Genomic DNA, 21586 nt, shown 5'->3' on the forward strand with positions numbered 1-21586 from the left:
CCCCCAGGCGCTCGAGCGGAACCCAGCCGTCGATCGTCATGAACGGATGATTGCCCGTCGCCTCCACTTCGCGCCCCGAGGCCAGCCGAACTCGGAACACCTCCTTGCGTCCGCTCGGGAACACGTTGGTCATCGGCCGCGCCACCATCCGCATCCGCTCGTCGAGCGACCACACCAGTGGCCGCTCGCCGCTGTGCAGCAGGTCCCCCAGCGTCACCTCGCAACCGTTGTCCGCGCGCAGAATACGGGTGCCGGCTGTCAAGCAGCCTGACTCCCGAAGGTCGGAGATCATCGGCTTCTTATCGGTGCGCTGCTCGGGTCCTCGGTTGAGCTGGCTGATCGCCACCACCGGGACGTCGACTTCCTTCGCCAACAGCTTCAGGCTCCGCGAGAATTCCGAGACCTCTACCTGGCGCGACTCGGACTTCTTGCCGGACGTCATCAGCTGCAGGTAGTCGACGACAATGAGTTTGAGATCCGCCTTCTGCCGCAGCCGACGCGCTTTGGCTCGGATCTCCATCATCGTCAGGTTCGGGGAGTCGTCGATGTAGAGCGGCGCCTCGCTGATCTCGCTCATCCGTCGGGCCAGGCGCGTCCAGTCGTCGTCGCTCATCCGGCCTGAACGCATATCGGACAGCTTGATTTTCGCCTCGGCGGACAACAGCCGCATCACGATCTCGGACTTGCTCATCTCCAGCGAGAAGATGACGCTCGCCATCCGGTGCTTGATGGAGCATGACCTCAGAAAGTCCAGCCCGAGCGTCGAGTTGTGCGTCGGCACCATGCCGGGCCCCGCGAGATATAGGTGCGCGGAGTTGTCGACCTCGACGCAACGTACGGCAACGGTGTCGATACGTCGCACTGCATCAATGCCGCAGGCCGGCTGCCTCGCGCCGCCCGTCGTCGAGAGAACCGGCAGCCTGGCCGCGGTGATGATGTCCGCCCCCGGCCGAAGTCGAGTCGTGGTCTGCACACCGCGACGCGTCGGCCACCGATGCATGGCGTCGGCGACGATGTGTGTGCCGTCGGCGAACTCGACCTCGTAGCACGGCCGGCCCACCATGACGTCCGTCGCCGCGACCACCCGCGTTCGCCCCCCGTCCGCGCCGAGGAGCTCGTCGCCGACGGCTACGTCGGCCATCGTGGTCCACCCGGTCGGGGTCGGCAGCGGCGTGTCCAGCGCCAGTGCTTTCCCGACACCGGGTCGCGCCGCAATGATGACCATCTGCCCGGGGTGCAACCCGTTGGTCACGTCGTCGAGCTCGGTGAAACCCGTCGGCACCCCCCGGGCCAGCCCGCCGTTCGACGCGATCGCGTCGATCTCGTCCATCGTGGGCTGCAGCAGATCCTCGAGCGCGACGAAGTCGTCCGACAGCCGCCTGTCGGTCACGTCGTAGATCTCGGCCTGCGCCCGGTCGACCACCTCGGCGACGTCGGAGCCCTCCGCGCCGGCGTAGCCGTACTGCACCACCCGTGTGCCGGCCTCGACCAGCCGCCGCAGCACCGCCTTCTCCGCGACGATGCCCGCGTAGTACCCGGCGTTGGCCGCCGTCGGCACCGTCGAGATCAGGGTGTGCAGATACGGCGCCCCGCCGATGCGGCGCAGCAACCCACGCCGATCGAGCTCCGCGGCAACCGTGACCGCGTCGGCCGGTTCGCCGCGACCGTAGAGATCGAGGATCGCGTCGTAGACGTTCTGATGGGCGGGACGGTAGAAGTCGCCGGGACGCAGCCGCTCGAGCACGTCCGCGATGGCGTCCTTGCTCAGCAGCATCCCGCCGAGCACGGATTGCTCGGCGACGAGATCCTGGGGCGGCTGCCGGCCGAAATCTTCAGTGGGAGGCGAGGCGTCCATGCCCGAATGTCCGAGATCGTCGACGACGGCCACCGGGCGTTCCACCTCCCTCCGCGCTCTCGAACGTACGTTCGCTTCCGCTGTCCCGACGATAAGTCAGAGCACCGACAACACGCCACCCCCGGATGTCGAACCGACCACTGGACGGATCGACGGTAAACGTTGCTGACAGACCCGTAAAACCCACTTGTTGATGAAGCTGTGCACCATGTGTGGATATCCGCGTTCGGTTATGTTGAGTGGTTGGGGAAAACCTGTGGAATCTTCAATATCTGCGTGATGTTTGCGCTGCTAGGCGCACCATACGCAGGTCAACAGGCTGTGGATGGGAATCGCCTCGGCGTGTCTCGCCGGGTTGCGATCTCGGGCGTGTTGTGTTGCGGGGGCTTATGCGGCAGGTTAACGGGACGTTAGATTCGCTCCGCACCCGCGGGCGGCATCAGTTCGCCAAAAACCGCACAGCAAACGCGCAGGTGGGAACCGAAACCGGCTCCCACCCGCAGATTGACGCCGCAAGCTAATTTTCGGCGACCACGTCCAGCGTCAGCGTGGCGTCCACTTCCGGATGCAGGCGCACCGAAATGAGGTGCGTCCCGATGGACTTGACGTGCGCCTTTGGCATCTGGACCGTGCGCTTGTCCAGATTCGGTCCGCCGGCCTTCTTGACGGCCGAGACGACGTCCGCCCCGGTGATTGAACCGAACAGTCGGCCGGAATCGCCGGCGGTCCGGGCGGGCAGCGCCACCGCGCCGAGGCCCTCGATCGCGTCCTTGAGCTCGTTCGCGTGTTCGAGGCCGCGCACCGTCTTGGCCGCGCGGGCCCGCCGGATGTCATCGGCCTGGCGCTCCGCCCCACGTGTGGCCGGAACGGCCAGCCCGCGGGGCAGCAGGTAGTTGCGCCCGTAGCCGTCGCGAACCTCGACGAGGTCACCCGCCGTGCCGAGATGGTCGACCTCGGCGGTCAGAATCAGCTTCACTTGTCGTCCCTGTCTTTCCGGCTCAGCGCGTCGAGGAGGTGAACGGCAGCAGCGCAACCTCGCGCGCGTTCTTCACCGCGGTCGCGATGTCGCGCTGGTGCTGCACACAGTTGCCGGTCACCCGGCGGGCGCGGATCTTGCCGCGCTCGCTGATGTACGTGCGCAACAGCGCGGTGTCCTTGTAGTCGATCACCTGCCCCTTCTTGGCGCAGAACACGCACTTGCGTGTCTTGACCGGCTTCTCGGGCGCGGGGCGTCGTTTGTTGGACTTCGCCATGGTCTGTCTCTTTCTGGAATTCGTTACGGGAGTTGGTCAGAACGGCGGTTCGTCGTCGCTGCCGCCGAAGGAGCCCGACGCCGGTGCGCTGCCCCACGGATCGTCGGAGGTCGCATTGGCGCTGGCCGCTGCGCGCGATGATCCGCCGCCACCACCGCCGCTGCCGAAGCCGCCGCCACCACCGCCGCTGCGGCTGGCCTTGTTGACCTTGGCCGTGGCGTAGCGCAGCGACGGGCCGATCTCGTCGACCTCGACTTCGACCACGGTGCGCTTCTCGCCCTCACGGGTTTCGAACGAGCGTTGCTTGAGCCGTCCGGTCACGATCACCCGCGAGCCGCGGGTCAGGCTTTCGGCCACGTTCTCGGCGGCCTCTCGCCAGATGTTGCACCTCAAGAACAGCGCTTCGCCGTCTTTCCATTCCCCGCTTTGGCGGTCGTAGATCCTCGGCGTCGACGCCACCGTGAAATTGGCGACGGCGGCGCCGGACGGGGTGAAGCGCAGTTCGGGGTCGGCAGTCAGGTTTCCGACAACCGTGATGGTCGTGTCACCGGCCACGGGGTCCTCCTGGAATCGGCGTGTCTGTAGCTGCGGGCGAGCCTACGCAGCACCTCTGACGCACGGCGGTGTTCCGCCACTAGTGCTTGTCGGTGCGAAGCACCTTGGTCCGAAGCACGGACTCGTTCAGGCTGAGCTGGCGGTCCAGTTCGGACACCGTCTTCGGCTCGGCCTTGACGTCGATCACCGCGTAGATGCCTTCGGAGTGCTTGGCGATCTCGTAGGCCAGCCGGCGCCGGCCCCAGATGTCCACCTTCTCGACGGTGCCGCCATCGGCGCGGATCACGTTGAGGAAGGTCTCCAGCGACGGCGCCACCGTGCGCTCGTCCAGGGTCGGGTCGAGGATGACCATGATTTCGTATGGACGCATGAAACCTCATCACCTCCTATGGGCTACGCGGCCACGGCCTTTCCGTGGCAGGAGGGTCGCCTGCGTCGGCAACCGGCCCAGGCTACAGCAAAACGCGCCGAGCCGCTAAACCGGGGCTGCCGCCGTCAATTGCGCTGCCGCCGTCAATTGCGCTGCCGATAGAACTGGAGCGCCAGCCGACGAGTGTCCTCCGACGCCTTGGCCGGGCTGCCCGAGTCGAACGGCGGCGCGGGGTCGTACTCGATCATCAGCTGGCTCGCCTGCGCAGCGTCCCGACCGACCAGCAACTCGACCAGCCGCAGCCCCATGTCGATTCCGCTCGACACACCCGCGGCGGTGATGATCCGTTCCGGCAGATGTTCGACGATCCGCTGCGGGACGTACGTCCCGCCAAGGGAGTTGAACAACTCCCGGGCCCGCCAGTGCGTGGTGCCTGTCAGGCCGTTGAGCAGCCCGGCGGCCGCGAGTACCAACGCGCCGGTGCACACCGACGTGGTGAACAGTGTGTGCTGGTGCGCCCCGCGCACCCAGTCCAGCACCGCCGCGTCGTTGATCAACGTTCTGGTGCCGATGCCGCCCGGAAAGACGACGACGTCCGGCCGGGTCAGCTCGTCGAACGTCACGTCGCAGATCAGCCCCAGCATGCCGTTGTCCGCGCGCACCTCGCCGCGGCGGTGGCCGACGAACACGACGTCGATCGACGGGACCCGCTGCAGCACCTCGTACGGGCCGACCGCATCCAGCGACGTGTTACGCGGGAACAGCGGAATCGCGACTTGCATCCGGCGACCTCTCCGGCTCGCGGTCAGGTTGCTGCGCACCGGCCCGCGGACGCAGCCACGGCGCCAGCCGGCCGGGCGCCGCGTCGGGCGCGTCCTCGAAGGTGCCGCCGGCGGGGTCGTCGATGCGCCCCTTCCATCGCACCAGGTCGCGCTCGGGGCGGTAGATCTGCCAGACCACCAGCCCGCACAGCGCGATCACCGCGAGGTCGCGGAGCAACACCGTCGCGGTGAACCACTGTTCGGGCAGTCCGCGATTCTGGTCGCCGTACAGATAGAGCATGCGCGGCACCCACACCAGCGCGTCGACGGTCATCCACGCCAGCAGGATCCGCCTGTGCGGCAACGCCAGCACCGCCAACGGCACCAGCCACAGCGAGAACTGCGGGCTCCACACCTTGTTGGTCAACAGGAACACCGCCACCACGAGGAACGCCAGCTGCGCTACACGCGGGCGTCGCGGCGCCGTGAGCGCGATGTATCCGATTGCCCCGCAGCATAATACGAACAGAACCACGAACATTGTGTTCAGCATCACCGGTGGCTGCCAGTAACCGCGGTTGGGGTCGAATCCCCCCCAGCCGGTGAACGACTTCACCACGTTGTACAGCGAGTCCATGTCGTCACCGCGACGGGCGTTGAGCCGGAAGAACTCCGACCATCCGCGCGGGAACAGCACGAGAACCGGCAGGTTCACCACAAACCAGCTCACCACGGCGGACGCCGCGGTCCGGCCCACATCACGCAGCCGCCCGGTGCGCACGCCGAGCAGCAACAGCGGGATCAACAACAACGCCGGATACAGCTTGGCGGCGACACCGAGGCCGATCAGCACGCCTGCCAGCACGGGACGCCGGCGCGCCCACGCCAGCATCGACCCGGTCGCCGGAGCCACCGCCAGCGCGTCGAAATTGGTGAAGATCTGGAAGATCAAGATCGGCGACGCGGCGACCAGCGCCGCATCCCATATCCGCCGGCCCGACAGCCGGGCGCTGGCCCACACCGTGGCCAGCCATGCCAGCGCCAGGCCCAGCGCCGAGATGTTGAAGAACATCACGACCTCGGCGACGATCGGCAACGGGATCACCTTGGAAAGCGCCGTGTATGTCTTGGCCAGGGCCATCGCGGTGTACTGGTACACCCCGGTCAGCACCGGATACTCCATGTAGCGCACCGCCGGGCGGCCGTCGAACTGCGTCTTCGGCGCGCCGGTGCCGTCGGTCTCCAGCCAGCTCGACTTGTACGGAAACTTGCCCTGGTTCAACAACTCCGCGCCGTACAGCGGCACCGTGTCCGAGTAGCACAACTCGTAGTACGCCCGCTGGTTCTGCCAGTTGGCCACGCGCTGATCACCGCTGCCGGTACCCGAGTTCTGCAGGCAGGCGGCCTTCGTCGACCACCCGAGCGCCAGCAACACCAGCGCGATCAAGAACATCGCCCGCAGCGGCGTCAGCAGCCTGGCGCGGCCGATCAGCGCGTGCCTTCCCACCGGGCCACCGATGGTCTGCGACAGGGCGGCGCCGATGACGTCTGTGCGGCTTGGCAGGTCGCGGTCGTCGGCACTGCGCCGATCCGCGGCCAGCGGCAGCGGCGATACGGTCAGCGCGCTGCCGTCATCTGGGGGCGACGGGCCCCTCCCGTTTGCGGGGGACTCCCGCTTGCGGGGGACCGTCACGGCGGCGGCGGGAACAGCGGAGGCGGCGGCGGAGGCGGCGGAGGCCCACCCGCATCTCCGGGCGGCGGCGGTCCCGCCGGCACCGTCTGCGGCGGGCCGATCGGGATCGTGATGCCCGGCGCCACTTCGATACTGGGTTGAATGACGTTGGGCGTCTCCACCGGTTTCGGTGGCGGTGGCGGCGCCGCGGGCACGCCGGCGTAACCGCCGATCTCGGTTGGCTTCGGGAACGTCTCGTTCGAAGTGCCATCCAATGCGTTGTCCATCGTCGACTTCCAGATGTCCGACGGCAGACCCGAGCCGTAAACCGGTGAGCCGTACTTGTTCTCCAGCGGCTTGTCGCCCTTGGTGGTGCCGACCCAGACCGCCGTCGACAGCGACGGGGTGAAGCCGATCATCCAGGCGTCCTTGTTCGCGCCGGTGTCACCGAGCTGCGTGGTACCGGTCTTCGCGCCCGACGGTCGACCACCGGCCAGGCCGTGCCCGTTGGAGTAGCTGGCGATCGGCTGCATCGCGGCGATCGTGTTGTTGGCCACCGGGTCGGGGATGCGTTTCTCCCCGGCGTTGTTCTGCTGGGTTACGTCGAAGAGCACCTGACCCTGGGAGTTGACGACCTTCTGCACGAAGTGGGGCGCGTGGTAGGTGCCCGAGGAAGCGATCGTCGCGTATGCCGAGGCCATGTCGAGCGGGCGGACCAGGTACTGGCCCAACACGATTCCGTCGTTGGGCGGGCCGCCCTTACCGTCCTCGGAGAGCGTGTGGTCCACGCCGGGGAAGCTTTCCGGTATGCCTGCCGCATGCGCCGTCGCGGCGACATCGACCGGGCCGTTCTTCAGCTTCAGCATCAGGCGGTAGTAGCTGGTGTTCAGCGACTGCTTGAGCGCTTGGGCGATGTTGCACGTGCCGCAGCTTTCGCCGTCCACGTTGGTGATGTTGATGCCGTTCACGGTCAGCGGTGAGCTGTCGACCTGATACCCGAGCCCGATGTTCTGCTCGAGCGCGGCGATCAGCGCGAACACCTTGAACGAGGATCCGGTCTGCAGCCCCGCCCCGGCGAAGTCGAATCCGTTGGCATCGTCGCCGCCGTAGTACGCCTTCACCGCGCCCGTGTGCGGATCGACCGACACCATTGCCGCGCGCATGTCGGGATCCTGCCCCTTCATGTACTTCGACACCGCGTTCTGGGCAGCCTGCTGCGCCTTCGGGTCGATGGTGGTGGTGACTTGCAGCCCTTCGGTGTTCAGCGTCCGCTCGTCGATGTTGAACAGGTCGAGCAGCTCCTTGGTGACCTGCCGTTCGATCAGGCCGTTGGGTCCGTTGGTCTGGTTCTCTGCCCGCGCCTGGTACGGCGGCACCGTCTGCGGGAAGACCTGCTGGGCGCGGTCGCTTGGTGACAGCGCGCCGATGGTGACCATGCCGTCGAGCACCCAGTTCCAGCGCTTCTCGGCGGCGACCGGATCTACCGCCGGGTCCAGTGTCGACGGCCGCTGGATCAGCGCCCCGAGCAGGGCGCCCTCCGCGACGCTCAACTGGTCGACGGGCTTGTTGAAGTACGCCTGCGACGCGGCGCCGATGCCGTACGCGCCGCGACCGAAATAGATGATGTTGAGGTAGGACTGCAGCACCTGGTCCTTGGACCACTCGTTGGACATCTTGGTCGAGATGACGAGCTCCTTGGCCTTGCGGACCAGCCCCCCGACGCCGGCGCGTTCCGAGCCGACCAACGCGTTCTTGACGTACTGCTGCGTTATTGTCGATCCGCCTTGGGTGTCGCCGCTTCCGAAGATGTTGTTCTTGACGGCGCGGGCGAAGCCGCTGAACGAGAATCCCGGGTTGGTATAGAAGTTTCGGTCCTCGGCGGCCATCACGGCGGCGCGGACGTGCTGGGGTACCTGGCTGATGTCCACATCGACGCGGTTGCCCTCGGGCGGCACGATCTTGCCGAGTTCGGTGGTCCCGTCACTGGCCAGGATCGTCGACACCTGGTTGGTGCGGATGTCGCCGGGTTTGGGCACGTCGACGATGAAGTAGGCCATGCTGAACGTCACCAGCGGCAGCAACACGATGGCCGCAACGGCGACGATCAACCCACGGCGGACCCACTTCCAGTTGATCTGCCCTCTGGCGGGCAACCGGCCCCCTGCACCGCCGCCGCCCGGCGGTGGACCGCCGCGCCCGCCACCTCGCGGTGGCCTGGGCGGCGGAGGCGCTCCGTCGAGGGCGGCCTTGACCTCCTCGATCGGGTCGCGCAGCGGGATCGTGTCATCGGTGATCGCAGGGATGACGGCCGTCGGCCGCGCGTCGGGCGCCGGACCGCGCGGCGGCGCCGGGCGACGCATCACGGGTGGGGGCTCGTTGACCCGATCCTCGTTGGCCCGATCGCCAGGGCGCGCAGGGGCGCGGTCAGCCCCACCCTCGTTGTGGATGTCGGTGGCTGACCGGTCTGGGCGTTCGCCGCTACTCACTGGCCGTGCGCGCGCCGTTTCGCGCCGTCCGGGTGCGCCGCGATCCCTCGGGGGGACGCAACGCGCCGAGCACATACGACTTGACCAGGTGATTCCAGCTGCAGGTCCGGCATACCTCCACCACGTGTACCGAAAACTCTTCGTAGCGGGCGGCCAGCATCACCAATTCCTCCGCGGTACGGGCCGAACCCGAAACCGCGCCGAGGTGATCGCCGAACACCCACGACACCAATGTCAGTTGCTCCTTGCGACAGATCGGGCACATCACCGAGCTGGGCTTGCCGTGGTACTTCGCAGCCCGCAGCAGGTAGGGGTTGGCATCGCAGACCTCCGTGACACCGGTGCGCCCGGAGTACACCTCGGCCAGCAGTGAGCGGCGCCGAAGCGCGTAATCCACCACCTGTCGCTGCAGTCGCACGTTGACCAGAGTACGTCCCTGCCCCGACCGCCGACCCGGGGACGGTATGGCTGCGCGGCTCGCTTCGGCGTCCGGTGTGCGCTGTTGTCGGGCTCGCTTTGGCGTCTGGTCTGCGCTGTTGTCGGGTCAAATTTCGCAGCCAACTCTTAGGATCTTCCGGTGGCGACGCGGCAGTCAACGGATACCCGGGCCAAGGACAGCGACCGTAACGACACCTGTCAGGTGCTCGACAGCGCGCTCAGCGAGGGCCAGTTGTCCATGGAGGAACACCGGCAGCGGGTCGGCGCCGCGACCAACGCGACCACCCTGGGCGAACTGCAGTCGTTGGTGTCGGATCTGCAGACGGCCAATGCGCCGGTGCAGCGCAAGCGCCCGAACCGGATTCCCACCGGCGGCTGGGGCACGCGCATCGCCGTCGGCGTCGTCCTCGTGCTGCTCGGCATCGGCATCGGCCGGGGGGTCTACGGCAACACGAGTTCGCCCCTGAGCTTCACTTCCGATCCCGGGGCCAAGCCGGACGGCATCGCCCCGATCGTGCTGACACCGCCGAAGCAGTTGCAGTCGCTGAACGGATTGACCGGGCTGATCGAACAGGCGCGCAGGAAGTTCGGTGACACCTTCGGCTACCGCGTGGTGGTCTACCCGGATTACGCCGTGCTGGACCGCACGGACCCGAACGACAACCGGCGCAAGCTCAGCTACACGTACCGCGGAGGATGGGGCAGCCCGTCCAGCGACGGCGCCGCGGGCACCGACGACGTGCTCGTCGACCTGAGCAAGTTCGACGCCGCCACGGTCGTCGGCGTGTTGCGCGGCGCGCCGCAAACCCTCGGCATCAAGGCCAGCGACGTCACGAGCACGTATCTGATAGTCGAGCCCACGAAGGATCCGACGACACCGGGCGCCCTGGCCCTGTCGGTGTATGTGTCCAGTGACTTCGGCAGCGGATACATGGAGCTCGACGGTCAGGGCAACGTGAGCGGGGTTCATCCGCCGTCCTGAGCGTCACCGCGGTACGGCCGCTGTTCATCACCCGGTGCGCCGAATATATCGGCGCGATACTATAGTGCGAGGTGTCGAAGCGTCGTAACGGCTGAGCAAAGGAGGTGACTCGGTGCTGGAGCTCGCCATCCTCGGACTTCTGCTCGAGTCGCCGATGCACGGCTACGAGCTGCGCAAACGCTTGACAGGTTTACTCGGTGCATTCCGCGCGTTCTCCTACGGTTCGCTGTACCCGGCTCTTCGCCGGATGCAGCTGGACGCGTTGATCGCCGAGGACGCTGCGCCGGAAGGCACCCCGGTCAGGCGGCGGGGCCGACGGGTCTACCGCCTCACCGACGCCGGCAGGCAGCGCTTCGCCGAACTCGTCGCCGACACCGGTCCGCAGAACTACACCGACGACGGCTTCGGCGTACACCTCGCCTTTTTCAACCGCACCCCCGCCGAAGCGCGGATGCGGATCTTGGAGGGGCGGCGCCGCCAGGTCGAGGAACGGCGGGAAGGCCTGCGTGAAGCGGTGGCGCGGGCCGGCAGCTCATTCGATCGCTACACCCGCCAGCTTCACCAGCTCGGGCTGGAGTCCAGCGAGCGCGAAGTGAAATGGCTCAACGAGTTGATTGCCGCGGAACGGTTTGCGCAGGGCCGCGCTGAGCAGTAGACCGCCGCGAGTTGGTGAACATCACGACCATGGGTAGGAGTTAGGAGAACCGCACATGACTGGGAACAAGACCGGTGCCGCACCGACAGTGCGCGTCGCCATCGTCGGCGTCGGCAACTGCGCCTCATCGCTGGTTCAAGGTGTTCAGTACTACCAGGACGCCGATGAGAACTCGTCAGTGCCCGGCTTGATGCATGTGCGCTTCGGCCAGTACCACGTGCGCGACGTGAAATTCGTCGCCGCCTTCGACGTCGACGCCAAGAAGGTCGGCTTCGACCTGTCGGAGGCCATCTTCGCCTCCGAGAACAACACCATCAAGATCGCCGACGTGCCGCCCACCGACGTGGTGGTGCAGCGGGGCCCGACCCTCGACGGGATCGGCAAGTATTACGCGGACACCATCGAGCTCTCCGACGCCGGGCCGGTGGACGTGGTCAAGACGCTTCGCGATGCGCAGGTCGACGTCCTGGTGTCCTACCTGCCGGTCGGCTCGGAAGAGGCCGACAAGTTCTACGCGCAGTGCGCGATCGACGCCGGGGTGGCGTTCGTGAACGCGCTCCCGGTGTTCATCGCGTCCGACCCGGTGTGGGCCACGAAGTTCTCCGACGCCGGTGTGCCGATCGTCGGCGACGACATCAAGAGCCAGGTCGGTGCGACGATCACCCACCGGGTGATGGCCAAGCTGTTCGAGGACCGCGGCGTGCAACTGGACCGCACCATGCAACTCAACGTCGGCGGCAACATGGACTTCCTCAACATGCTCGAGCGCGAGCGCCTGGAGTCCAAGAAGATCTCCAAGACGCAGGCCGTGACGTCGAACCTCCAGAAGGAGTTCAGGACCAAGGACGTTCACATCGGTCCGTCCGACCACGTCGGCTGGCTCGACGACCGCAAGTGGGCGTACGTGCGGCTGGAGGGCCGCGCCTTCGGAGACGTGCCGCTGAACCTCGAGTACAAACTCGAGGTGTGGGATTCCCCGAACTCGGCCGGCGTGATCATCGACGCGGTGCGCGCCGCGAAGGTCGCCAAGGACCGGGGGCTCGGCGGCCCGATCGTCGCGGCCTCGGCCTACCTCATGAAGAGCCCGCCGCGGCAGATGCCCGACGACCTCGCGCGCGCTGAGCTGGAGCAGTTCATTACCGGCTAGCCTTCTCGTTGTGGACGACGACGAGCTGGCCGGGCTGGCCGAGTTCGCATTGCTCGACGAGAACGCACGGCAGGCCGGGGTCACCGGTCCACTGCCGCATGTCGAGCGCGTCGACGTCGGCGACGTCAGCGCGCTGCGCTGGGGATCCGCGCCGCCGCGCGTGGTGTTCCTGCACGGCGGCGGTCAGAACGCGCACACCTGGGATACCGTGATCGTCGGACTCAACGAACCGGCGCTGGCCGTCGATCTGCCCGGGCACGGGCGCTCGGCCTGGCGCGATGACGGCGATTACGGCCCGCGGCGAAGCGCAGGCACGCTCGAACCGGTGCTGAGGCAGTTGGCGCCCGATGCGGCCCTGGTCGTCGGAATGTCGTTGGGCGGGCTGACCGCCCTCCGGTTGGCCGTCACCGCGCCGGACCTGGTGCCTGAGTTGGTGCTCGTCGATGTCACCCCGTCGGCACCCGGCCGGCACACCGGGATGACCCGGCAACAGCAGGGCACCGTGGCACTGGTGCAGGGCGACCGCGTCTTCCCCGATTTCCGGGCGATGCTCGACGTGACGATTGCGGCGGCGCCCCATCGCGACCGGGAATCGCTGCGGCGCGGGGTGTTCCACAACTCGAAGCGGCTCGACGACGGCACCTGGACGTGGCGCTACGACAGTATCCGCACGGCCGACGGCTTCGAGGGATTGTGGGACGACGTCCCCCGCCTCGCGACGCCGACCACGCTGGTGCGCGGCGCCCGTTCGATGTTCGTGTCCGACGAGGATGCCGACGAGTTGGCCCGCCTCGCCCCTGGATTTCGCGGCGTGCACGTCGTCGCCGATTCCGGGCATTCCGTCCAAAGCGACGAGCCGCTCGTGTTGATCGACATCTTGCGGCGCATCCTCGCCCGGACTGAGCTCGGCTAACGTTGGCGGAGTGACCTTTCCGATACGCATCGGCGTACAGCTACAGCCGCAACACTCAACGAGGTATGAGAACATCCGCGATGCCGTCAGGCGATGCGAGGACATCGGCGTCGACATCGCGTTCAACTGGGATCATTTCTTCCCGCTCTACGGCGACCCCGATGGCCCGCACTTCGAGTGCTGGACGATGCTGGGGGCCTGGGCCGAGCAGACGTCGCGCATCGAGTTCGGCGCGCTGGTGACCTGCAACTCCTACCGCAATCCCGAGTTGCTGGCCGACATGGCCCGCACGACGGACCACATTTCCGGCGGCCGGCTCGTCCTGGGCCTCGGCTCCGGTTGGAAGCAGAAGGACTACGACGAATACGGCTACGACTTCGGCACGGCGGGAAGCCGGTTGCGCGACCTGTCCCGGGCGTTGGCGAGGATCGAATCCCGGTTCGCGAAGCTGAATCCCCCACCGACGCGCAAGATCCCGATCCTGATCGGCGGGCAGGGCGAACAGAAGACGTTGCGGCTGGTCGCCGAGCGCGCCGACATCTGGCATGCCTTCGTCGACAGTCGGTCCTACCCGGGGAAGGCCGAGGTGCTCGCCCGGCACTGCGCGGCCGTTGGGCGTGACCCGGCCACCATCGAACGGTCCGCCGGCGTCCAGGCAGGCGGTCTCGACGCACTGTTGTCGGAGGCCGACGCGCTGACCGGGTTGGGCGTGACGCTGCTGACCGTCGGCGCGAACGGGCCGGACTACGACCTGACGCAGGCCGAGGCCCTGTGCCGGTGGCGTGATCGCCGCACGGCCGCTAACTCGGGGTGAACTCCAGCGGCAGCGTCGCAAGGTTCAGCGTGCCCGACGGCCACCTGATCTGCGGCGTGCCACTGACCCGGAAGTCGGGGATGCGGGCGAGAAATTCCTCGACGGTGAGCCGTAATTCGCGGCGGGCGAGATGTGAGCCGAGGCAGCGGTGGATGCCGCCGCCGAACCCGAGGTGCGTGCTCTTCTCGCCCAGATCCAGCGTGTGCGGGTGGCGCGGACCGGGAACCTCGCGATTGGCGGTGGACAGCAACAGCATCACGTGCGCGCCGGCGGGAATCGTGACGCCGGCGACCTCGACGTCTTGCGTCGCCACCCGCGGCACCCCGGGGACGGGCCCTTCCAGCCGCACCATCTCGTCGACGAACGGCGGGATCAGCTCGGGATCGTCGATCAGCCGCCGCCGCAGCGCGGGATCCTCGGCCAGCCGCATGATCGTGAAACCTATTGTGCCTGTGACAGTGTCGAGGCCGGCGATCACGAAAAGGAAACACAGGCCCAGCACCTCGGCGTCGGTCCAGGCGTCGTCTCCTCTCAGCGAGAGAATCTCGCTGAGCATGTCGTCGCCGGGGTGCTGCCGCTTGTTGTCCAGCTGTTGCTGCAGATAGGCGAACATCGCCAGGCCGCACTCGACCTGCCGCGGCGTGGGCTCATCGGCGATCGTGTTGACGGTGACGTCCTTGACCAGACCGGTCACCCACTCGAGGAACTGCGGCAAGTCGTCTTTGGGCAGACCGAACAGCGTCAGGATCGCCTGCGTCGGAAACTTGTAGGCCAGCTCGGCCACCACATCTCAGCTGCCCCGCCCGGCGAACGCGTCGACGTGCGCGCGCACCTGGGCGCGCAGGTCGTCCTCGAGCCTATCCACCCGCTTGGGCCCCAGCATCGGATCGAGAATCCGCCGGTAGTGCGCATGTTTCGGGGGATCGACGGCAATCGGAATCATCGCGATCGCGCCGCTGATCGCGCCCGGTCGACGCCAGTATTCACATGCCGCGGTCCGCCCGTCGCGCATCGGTGCGTCGTTGTAGAAGTCGCCGGAAAGCTCGACTGTCGTCATGCGGAGAGGGTACGAGACCCACATTCCCGCGGCCGGGTTTTCGCAACCAGCCGTTGCGTTTCTACGCCGTTGCCGTCGCGGCGCGCAACCGCTCTTGAGTGCACCGATAATCGTTCAGCATCCCGACTTGTCAGGCGACGACAGGTTAGACTGGCGAATTATGGTGGAGACCGAAGCGCAGGTCACGGAGCTCGCCGAAGGGCTGCACCGTGTGCTCTCGAAGCTGGTGACCGTCCTGCGGCGCGGTGACACGAGCCGGGTCGCCACCGGTGATCTCACCTTGGCGCAGCTGTCGATCCTGGTCACGCTGATCGACCGCGGGCCGATCCGGATGACCGAGTTGGCGGCTCATGAACGAGTCCGCACCCCGACGACCACGGTGGCGATCCGCCGCCTCGAGAAGCTGGGCCTGGTGAAGCGCTCCCGCGACCCGTCCGACCTGCGGGCCGTCCTGGTCGACATCACCCCGAAGGGCCTCGCCGTTCACCGCGAATCGCTGGCCAACCGGCGCGCCGCCTTGGCGGCGATGCTCGCGCAGCTCAGCGATGACGACCTGGACACGTTGACCAAGGCGCTGGCGCCGCTCGATCGCCTGGCGGGACAGCCGAACTGAGTTTCAGCCGAGCCAGTCGAGCACGGCCGCGGCGGTCCATGACTGCTGCATGCTGCCGAGGGGCTCCCCGGTGAACGGCTCGTAGTACTCGGCGAATGTGCCGTCACTTGCCTGGCGCAGTCCCTCGCGCCGCAGGAGATACGACCGCTCGGCCCAGCCGCGGCGCGCGAACGCCCACGAGAACAACCACGTCATCACCGGCCACACCGGCCCACGCCAGTACTCCCGCGGGCGGAAGTCCCCCGATACCGGCGACGTCGACGGAATCAATGCGAACTTCAGGTCCGGATGCCCGCAGAACCGCGGCCCCTCCAGCAGCCGCAGCAGAGCCCGTTCACGATCGTGCGGCAGGCCGCCGCACAACAGCGGCGCGAATTGCGCCACCGTCTCCGTCGCCACCCATTTCTCGGCGCGCACATCGAAGTCCTTTGCCGCCCCGGTTCTTTCATCGGTGGTCTCGACAACGCCCGCACGGAAGCGCGCCGCCCACGAGTACAGGTCGCGAACGTCGGCGTGCGACCGGCGGTAGTCCTCACCGATGATCGCAAGCACCTCGCAGGCGACCGAGAAGATCGCCGAGACCAGCGCGTCCTCCACGGCGAAGCTCATCACCTTCGGCAGCAGTTCGTCGTCGTAGCGCGCCGACTTCATCTCCTCCAGCAGCCACAGGTACCGGTCGTACTCGGTGTCCGATGGCCGCTGCGACGGGTCCATCACGATCATGTTGTCTTCGCGCTCGTACTCCGGCACCACACCGGGGTGCACGTTGGCGTACGCGGCGTCCCACCGCGGCGAATTGTCCATCCCGGATTCCCAGCCGTGGTACAGCGCGATCCGGCCATGGCCCTGCTGGTCGCGCGCCTCGGCCAGCCAGCGGTGCCAGCGGACCAGGTTCTCCCACCGCCGGTCCAGAAACGCCTCGGCCACCCGCCTCGTGGACCGCCCGCGCCGGCGTGCGTGCTCGAGAATCCGCTCCACCGCGATCGCGTGCACCGGCGGCTGCGTGATCCCCGACGTGTGCCGATGGCGCGGCGCCTTGGCCGCCAATGCCGAGCACGCCCAGCGCGCCGGACCCGGGAAGTACCCGTCGGCGCCCTTGGCGAACACGATGTGCGGGATCATGCCGTTGTCCCACTGCGCCGAGAACAACGTATCCAGTTCGACCACCGCACGCTCCACGCTCAGCGGGGCCAGCCCGACCGCCACGAACGCCGCGTCCCAGCTCCACATGTGCGGGTACAGCAGCGGCGCCGCGGTCGTCATCACCCCCAGGTCATTGCCCCGCAGCAGGTACGCCGCCCGGGCGGCGAGCTGCGTCGGCGAAAAGCTGGGGTCGGGTGCCATCCCTTCTATTGTGCGGCGGCGCCGGGCGTCGCGCGACGCGGCGATAGGGTGACCGGCATGCCGACCGCGCTCATCACCGGGGCTTCCGGCGGGCTCGGCGCCGCGATCGCCGACGCCCTCGCTCCCACTCACACCCTGCTGCTCGGCGGCCGGCCGTCGCCCCGCCTGGACGCGGTGGCCGAGCTGCTCGGCGCCACGACATGGCCGCTTGACCTCTCCGACACCGACTCGCTGGCCGCGAGCACCGAAGTGATCGACGAGCTGGATGTCTTGGTCCACAACGCCGGCGTCGCGTTCCCCGACCATCTGGCCGACTCCGGGATCGACGACTGGCGCAAGACCTTCGAAATCAACGTAATTGGTGCGGTGGCCCTGACCCAGGCCCTGCTCCCCGCACTCCGCGCAGCCGAAGGCCAGGTGATCTTCATCAATTCGGGCGCCGGGCGCAATGTGCTGCCCGGCATGGCGTCGTACTCGGCGAGCAAGTTCGCCCTGCGCGCCTTCGCCGATTCGCTTCGCGCCGAAGAGCCCCGGCTGCGGGTCACTTCGATGCACCCCGGCCGGATCGCCACGCAGATGCAGCGCCGCCTTAGGGAATTCGAAGGTGGCGAGTACGACCAATCCGCCTATCTCAGGCCCGAGACCGTCGCCGATGCCGTCGAGCAGGTGATTTCCACACCGCCCGACGGGCACGTGCACCAGGTCATCATCCGCCAGCGCGGTTAGACCACCAGGTTGACCAGGCGGCCGGGCACGACGATCACCTTCTTCGGTTTCCCCCCGGCCAGGAAGGCCAGGACCTTCCCGTCGGCCAGCGCGGCGACCTCGATCGCGTCGGCGTCGGCATCCGCGGCGACCGTGATGTGTCCGCGCACCCTGCCGTTGACCTGCACCGGATACTCCACCGTGTCCTCGGCGAGGTACTGCGCGTCGGCCTGCGGGAACGGGCCGTGAGCGAGGCTCTGCTCGTGGCCGAGCCGCTGCCACAGCTCTTCGGCCAGGTGCGGCGCGACCGGCGCGGCCATCAGCACCAGCGGTTCGACCGCGGCGCGCGGCACGGCGCCGCGGTGCTGCTTCGTCAGGTGGTTGGTGTACTCGATGAGCTTGGCCACCGCGGTGTTGTTGCGCAGTGCCGCATAGTCTTCGGCGACGCCGGCGATGGTGCGGTGCATCAGCCGCAGCGTGTCCCGGTCCAACTCGGCGTCTTCCACTCGTGGCTCGCCGGTGTCTTCGTCGACCACCAGCCGCCACACCCGCGCAAGGAAGCGATACGCACCGACCACGTCCTTGGTCGCCCACGGTCGGGACGCTTCCAGCGGACCCATCGACATCTCGTAGACCCGCAGCGTGTCAGCGCCGTAGTCGTCGCAGATCTCGTCGGGCGACACCGAGTTCTTCAGGCTCTTGCCGATCTTGCCGAACTCCTGAAACACCTCGATCTCACCGTCAGGACCCCGGTGGAAGAACGCGCCGTCACGCTCGACGACGTCGGCCGCGGGCACATAGGCGCCGCGCGCGTCGGTATAGGCGTACGCCTGGATGTATCCCTGGTTGACCAACCGCCGGTAGGGCTCCCGCGAACTGACGTGACCCAGGTCGTAGAGCACCTTGTGCCAGAACCGCGAATACAGCAGGTGCAGCACCGCATGCTCGACCCCGCCGACGTACAGGTCCACCCCGCCGGGATCGTCGGGCCCGTGCTCGTCGGGCCGGGGTCCCATCCAGTACGCCTCGTTCTCCTTGGCGCAGAACCGCTCCGAGTTGTGCGGATCGGTGTAGCGCAGCTCATACCACGAACTTCCCGCCCACTGCGGCATCACGTTGGTGTCACGCGTGTAGGGCTTCCGACCATCCCCGAGCTCCAGCTCGACGTGCACCCAGTCGGTCGCCTTGGCCAACGGCGGCGAGGGTTCACTGCCGGCATCGTCCGGATCGAACACCACCGGCGAATAGTCGGCTATGTCGGGCAGCACCACCGGCAGCTCCGACTCCGGCAGCGGATGCGGCCTGCCTTCGCTGTCATAGACGATAGGGAACGGCTCGCCCCAGTACCGCTGCCGCGCGAAAAGCCAGTCCCGCAGCTTGTATTCGACGCGGGCGCGACCCCGGCCGTCGGCCTGCAGCCGCTCCGTGATCTTCTCCTTGGCCGCGGCGACGTCCAGGCCGTTGAGGTAGTCGGAGTTCACCGCCGGACCGTCGCCGACGTAGGCCGCCTGCGAAACATCTCCGCCGGCGATGACTTCCACGATCGGCAATCCGAATTCCGTCGCGAATTCCCAGTCGCGCTGGTCGTGGCCGGGCACAGCCATGATTGCGCCGGTGCCGTAGCCGACCAGAACGTAGTCGGCGACGAAGATCGGCACACGTTCGCCGTTGGCCGGATTGGTCGCATAGCTGCCGAGGAAAACACCGGTCTTCGTCTTGTTCTCTTGGCGTTCCAGGTCGGACTTCGACGCGATGGCCTGCCGGTAGGCCGTCACCGCCTCGGCCGGTGTCGCGGCGCCGAACGTCCATTGTGGCTGGACCGCGTCGGGCCAGTCCGCGGCGGTGAGCACCTCCACAAGTGGGTGCTCGGGTGCCAGCACCAAATACGTCGCCCCGAACAGCGTGTCCGGCCGGGTGGTGAACACCTCGATGTCGACGCTGTCGCCGTCGTTGGTAACCGCGCCGAACAGCGCCGCCGCCCCGGTTGAGCGCCCGATCCAGTTGCGCTGCATGGTCTTGACCTTCTCGGGCCAATCGAGCAGGTCGAGATCCTCGAGCAGTCGGTCGGAGTAGGCGGTGATCCGCATCATCCACTGTCGCAACCGCTTGCGGAACACCGGGAAATTCCCGCGCTCACTGCGGCCGTCGGCGGTGACTTCCTCGTTGGCCAGCACGGTGCCCAGGCCCGGACACCAGTTCACAATCGCGTCGGCCCGGTACACCAGGCGGTACGAATCAACCACGTCGGCCCGCTCACCGGGCGACAGTGCCGACCAATCGCGGCCGTCTTCCAAAATGCGTGCACCGGATTCGAATTCGGCGATCAGGTCGCCGATCGGGCGGGCCCTGTTCGCCGCGGTGTCATACCAGGCGTTGTAAATCTGCAGGAAGATCCACTGCGTCCACTTGTAGAACTCGGTGTCGGTGGTGGAGAAACTGCGCCGGCTGTCGTGCCCGAACCCGAGCCGGCCCAGCTGCCGCCGGAAGTTGACGATGTTGGCCTCCGTCCGCGTGCGCGGATGGGTGCCGGTCTGGATCGCGTACTGCTCCGCGGGCAGCCCGAACGCGTCGAAACCCAACGCATGCAACACGTTGTGACCCGTCATCCGGTAGTAGCGGGCGTAGACGTCGGTCGCGATGTATCCGAGCGGGTGGCCGACGTGCAGTCCCTCACCGGAGGGGTACGGGAACATGTCCTGGACGAACATCTTGTCGGCGGGCACCGCCTCGCCGTCGCGCGGCGCCAGGGACCCAACCGGATTGGGCACGTGGAAGGTGCCCCACTTCTCCCAGGCCTGCTGCCAGGCCCGCTCGATCTCGCCGGCCAGTTCCGCGCTGTAACGGAACTGCGGGGCGTCGGCGGCGCCCGGCGGCGTGGTCGGGGATTCGGTCACGCCAACAGGGTAGTCAGCGTCTCCCCCGGCACTGCCGCCCGCCGGCGGAGGTCTCGGTTGGGTTAAGGAGCGATCAGGGGTCGGTCCCAGGGCTGGTGTTACCAGAGTGACAGTTGTTACGGTCGCGTCTGACCAGGGGTCGTTTGCTATCGGCGCCTCAGGGATGGAGAGGGACGAATGCGCGATAAGACCCGGGCATGGCTGGCGGTCGCGGGCGGAACCGCTGCCGGACTGGCCGGCGTCATCGGTTTCGGCGGAACCGACGCCGGGGCCCAGCCGGTGCTCCCGATGCCTCCGGCGCCGGTCACCGTCACCCAGACGGTCACGGCGGCGCCGGCCGTGGGCGCCCCGGTTGCCCCCGCAGGCGTCCCGATGGCCAACACCGCCGCGCCCGCCGCCCCACTCGCTCAAGCCGCTCCCGTCGCACCGCAGGTCCCGCCACAGCCGGGGGTCGCGCCGGCCGGCCGGGCCGTTCAGCCGGCGGTGCCCGTTACGCAGCCGACGCTCGTGCCGGCCACTTCGGGGTCGCTGACCGACTACTTCAAGGGCAAAGGCGTCCGCCTCGAACCGCAGAGCCCGCAAGGCTTCCGGGCGGTCAACATCACGCTGCCGATGCCGCAGGGCTGGACGCAGGTCCCCGACCCGAATGTCCCGGACGCCTTCCTCGTGATCGCGGACCGCACCGGCGGTGACGGCCTCTACACGTCGAACGCCCAAGTGGTCGTGTACAAGCTGATCGGCGACTTCGACCCCAGGGAGGCAATCACACACGGCTACCTCGACAGCCAGGCGCTGATGGCGTGGCAGACCACCAACGCGTCCCTCGCTGACTTCAACGGGCTCCCGTCGTCGCTCATAGAAGGCACGTACCGGCAGGACGACATGACCCTCAACACGTCGCGGCGGCACGTGATCGTCCCCGTGGGCGCGGACAAGTACCTGGTTTCGCTGTCGGTCACGACGTCGCTGAACCAGGTCGTCGCCGCGGCGAACGCAACTGACGCGATCGTCAACGGATTTCGGGTGGTTCCGGGCACGCCGTAGTCGGCGGGCGCCCACTCCCCGTCATCGC

Annotated in this window: 21 protein-coding genes; 8 read left to right on the forward strand and 13 right to left on the reverse strand. The window is 67.6% G+C overall.

The window, feature by feature from the left end; translation table 11 throughout:
* From dnaB to VKG81_RS07470, 9 genes are all read right to left on the reverse strand, one after another.
* On the reverse strand, positions 1-1888 hold a 1888-nt coding region (gene dnaB, locus VKG81_RS07430; protein WP_324395254.1), incomplete at its 3' end, for a replicative DNA helicase.
* Between the two features lie 484 nt (positions 1889-2372).
* On the reverse strand, positions 2373-2831 hold the full coding sequence (gene rplI / locus VKG81_RS07435; RefSeq protein WP_324395190.1) for a 50S ribosomal protein L9: 459 nt from the start codon (positions 2829-2831) through the stop codon (positions 2373-2375).
* 22 nt (positions 2832-2853) lie between these two features.
* Positions 2854-3108 carry a 30S ribosomal protein S18 gene (gene rpsR, locus VKG81_RS07440; protein WP_324395191.1) on the reverse strand — a complete coding sequence of 85 codons (255 nt, stop codon included), beginning with the start codon at positions 3106-3108 and terminating at the stop codon, positions 2854-2856.
* Positions 3109-3144: 36 nt separating this feature from the next.
* On the reverse strand, positions 3145-3663 hold the full coding sequence (locus VKG81_RS07445) for a single-stranded DNA-binding protein (protein ID WP_324395192.1): 519 nt from the start codon (positions 3661-3663) through the stop codon (positions 3145-3147).
* Between the two features lie 79 nt (positions 3664-3742).
* Positions 3743-4033 (reverse strand): 30S ribosomal protein S6, encoded by a 291-nt coding sequence (gene rpsF, locus VKG81_RS07450; RefSeq protein WP_324395193.1) that lies wholly within the window; start codon positions 4031-4033, stop codon positions 3743-3745.
* Between the two features lie 143 nt (positions 4034-4176).
* Positions 4177-4815: a DJ-1/PfpI family protein gene (locus VKG81_RS07455; RefSeq protein WP_324395194.1), complete on the reverse strand. Its 639-nt coding sequence runs from the start codon at positions 4813-4815 to the stop codon at positions 4177-4179.
* Entirely contained in the window at positions 4784-6415 is a 1632-nt protein-coding gene (locus VKG81_RS07460; protein ID WP_324395255.1) for a glycosyltransferase family 87 protein, read from the reverse strand. Before VKG81_RS07460 ends, VKG81_RS07455 begins: the two co-directional genes overlap by 32 nt.
* Before the next feature lie 68 nt (positions 6416-6483).
* A complete protein-coding gene (locus VKG81_RS07465; protein WP_324395256.1) occupies positions 6484-8826 on the reverse strand; it encodes a transglycosylase domain-containing protein in 2343 nt (780 codons plus the stop codon).
* A 118-nt stretch (positions 8827-8944) separates the two neighbouring features.
* Complete coding sequence (locus VKG81_RS07470; protein ID WP_324395195.1) at positions 8945-9370, reverse strand: DUF5318 family protein; 426 nt, start codon at positions 9368-9370, stop codon at positions 8945-8947.
* A gap of 159 nt (positions 9371-9529) precedes the next feature.
* Here VKG81_RS07470 and VKG81_RS07475 point away from each other — a divergent pair, with 159 nt between their 5' ends.
* The 5 genes from VKG81_RS07475 to VKG81_RS07495 all read left to right on the forward strand — a co-directional run bounded on the left by VKG81_RS07475 (position 9530) and on the right by VKG81_RS07495 (position 13901).
* Positions 9530-10372: a DUF1707 domain-containing protein gene (locus tag VKG81_RS07475; protein ID WP_324395196.1), complete on the forward strand. Its 843-nt coding sequence runs from the start codon at positions 9530-9532 to the stop codon at positions 10370-10372.
* A gap of 112 nt (positions 10373-10484) precedes the next feature.
* A complete protein-coding gene (locus VKG81_RS07480) occupies positions 10485-11027 on the forward strand; it encodes a PadR family transcriptional regulator (RefSeq protein WP_324395197.1) in 543 nt (180 codons plus the stop codon).
* Between the two features lie 55 nt (positions 11028-11082).
* Positions 11083-12174 carry an inositol-3-phosphate synthase gene (locus tag VKG81_RS07485; protein WP_324395198.1) on the forward strand — a complete coding sequence of 364 codons (1092 nt, stop codon included), beginning with the start codon at positions 11083-11085 and terminating at the stop codon, positions 12172-12174.
* A gap of 10 nt (positions 12175-12184) precedes the next feature.
* Positions 12185-13087 (forward strand): alpha/beta hydrolase, encoded by a 903-nt coding sequence (locus tag VKG81_RS07490; protein ID WP_324395199.1) that lies wholly within the window; start codon positions 12185-12187, stop codon positions 13085-13087.
* A 10-nt stretch (positions 13088-13097) separates the two neighbouring features.
* The gene (locus VKG81_RS07495; protein ID WP_324395200.1) at positions 13098-13901 is read left to right on the forward strand and encodes an LLM class F420-dependent oxidoreductase; all 804 of its coding nucleotides are present in this window, start codon (positions 13098-13100) and stop codon (positions 13899-13901) included.
* On the opposite strand, the gene VKG81_RS07500 is transcribed toward VKG81_RS07495, so the two are convergent.
* Together VKG81_RS07500 and VKG81_RS07505 are read right to left on the reverse strand one after the other, a co-directional pair.
* A complete protein-coding gene (locus VKG81_RS07500) occupies positions 13888-14685 on the reverse strand; it encodes a cytochrome P450 (protein WP_324395201.1) in 798 nt (265 codons plus the stop codon). The two genes, VKG81_RS07495 and VKG81_RS07500, sit on opposite strands and share 14 nt — an antisense overlap.
* 6 nt (positions 14686-14691) lie before the next feature.
* Positions 14692-14958: a hypothetical protein gene (locus VKG81_RS07505; RefSeq protein ID WP_324395202.1), complete on the reverse strand. Its 267-nt coding sequence runs from the start codon at positions 14956-14958 to the stop codon at positions 14692-14694.
* A gap of 160 nt (positions 14959-15118) precedes the next feature.
* Here VKG81_RS07505 and VKG81_RS07510 point away from each other — a divergent pair, with 160 nt between their 5' ends.
* Positions 15119-15571: a MarR family winged helix-turn-helix transcriptional regulator gene (locus VKG81_RS07510; protein WP_324395203.1), complete on the forward strand. Its 453-nt coding sequence runs from the start codon at positions 15119-15121 to the stop codon at positions 15569-15571.
* A 3-nt stretch (positions 15572-15574) separates the two neighbouring features.
* Here the strand turns inward: VKG81_RS07510 and ggh are convergent, their stop codons facing one another.
* Positions 15575-16915 (reverse strand): glucosylglycerate hydrolase, encoded by a 1341-nt coding sequence (ggh, locus tag VKG81_RS07515; RefSeq protein ID WP_324395204.1) that lies wholly within the window; start codon positions 16913-16915, stop codon positions 15575-15577.
* Between the two features lie 57 nt (positions 16916-16972).
* Here ggh and VKG81_RS07520 point away from each other — a divergent pair, with 57 nt between their 5' ends.
* On the forward strand, positions 16973-17641 hold the full coding sequence (locus VKG81_RS07520) for an SDR family oxidoreductase (protein WP_324395205.1): 669 nt from the start codon (positions 16973-16975) through the stop codon (positions 17639-17641).
* Here VKG81_RS07520 and leuS read toward each other — a convergent pair.
* The gene (leuS, locus tag VKG81_RS07525) at positions 17638-20514 is read right to left on the reverse strand and encodes a leucine--tRNA ligase (RefSeq protein WP_324395206.1); all 2877 of its coding nucleotides are present in this window, start codon (positions 20512-20514) and stop codon (positions 17638-17640) included. The two genes, VKG81_RS07520 and leuS, sit on opposite strands and share 4 nt — an antisense overlap.
* 177 nt (positions 20515-20691) lie before the next feature.
* On the opposite strand from leuS, the gene VKG81_RS07530 reads away from it, so the two are divergent.
* Positions 20692-21558, forward strand: coding sequence for an LpqN/LpqT family lipoprotein (locus VKG81_RS07530; protein ID WP_324395207.1), 867 nt, complete (start codon positions 20692-20694; stop codon positions 21556-21558).
* The last annotated feature ends 28 nt before the right edge of the window (positions 21559-21586 follow it).

Origin of the sequence: Mycobacterium sp. (assembly GCF_035314905.1) — a bacterium.
Taxonomy (GTDB): Bacteria; Actinomycetota; Actinomycetes; order Mycobacteriales; family Mycobacteriaceae; genus Mycobacterium.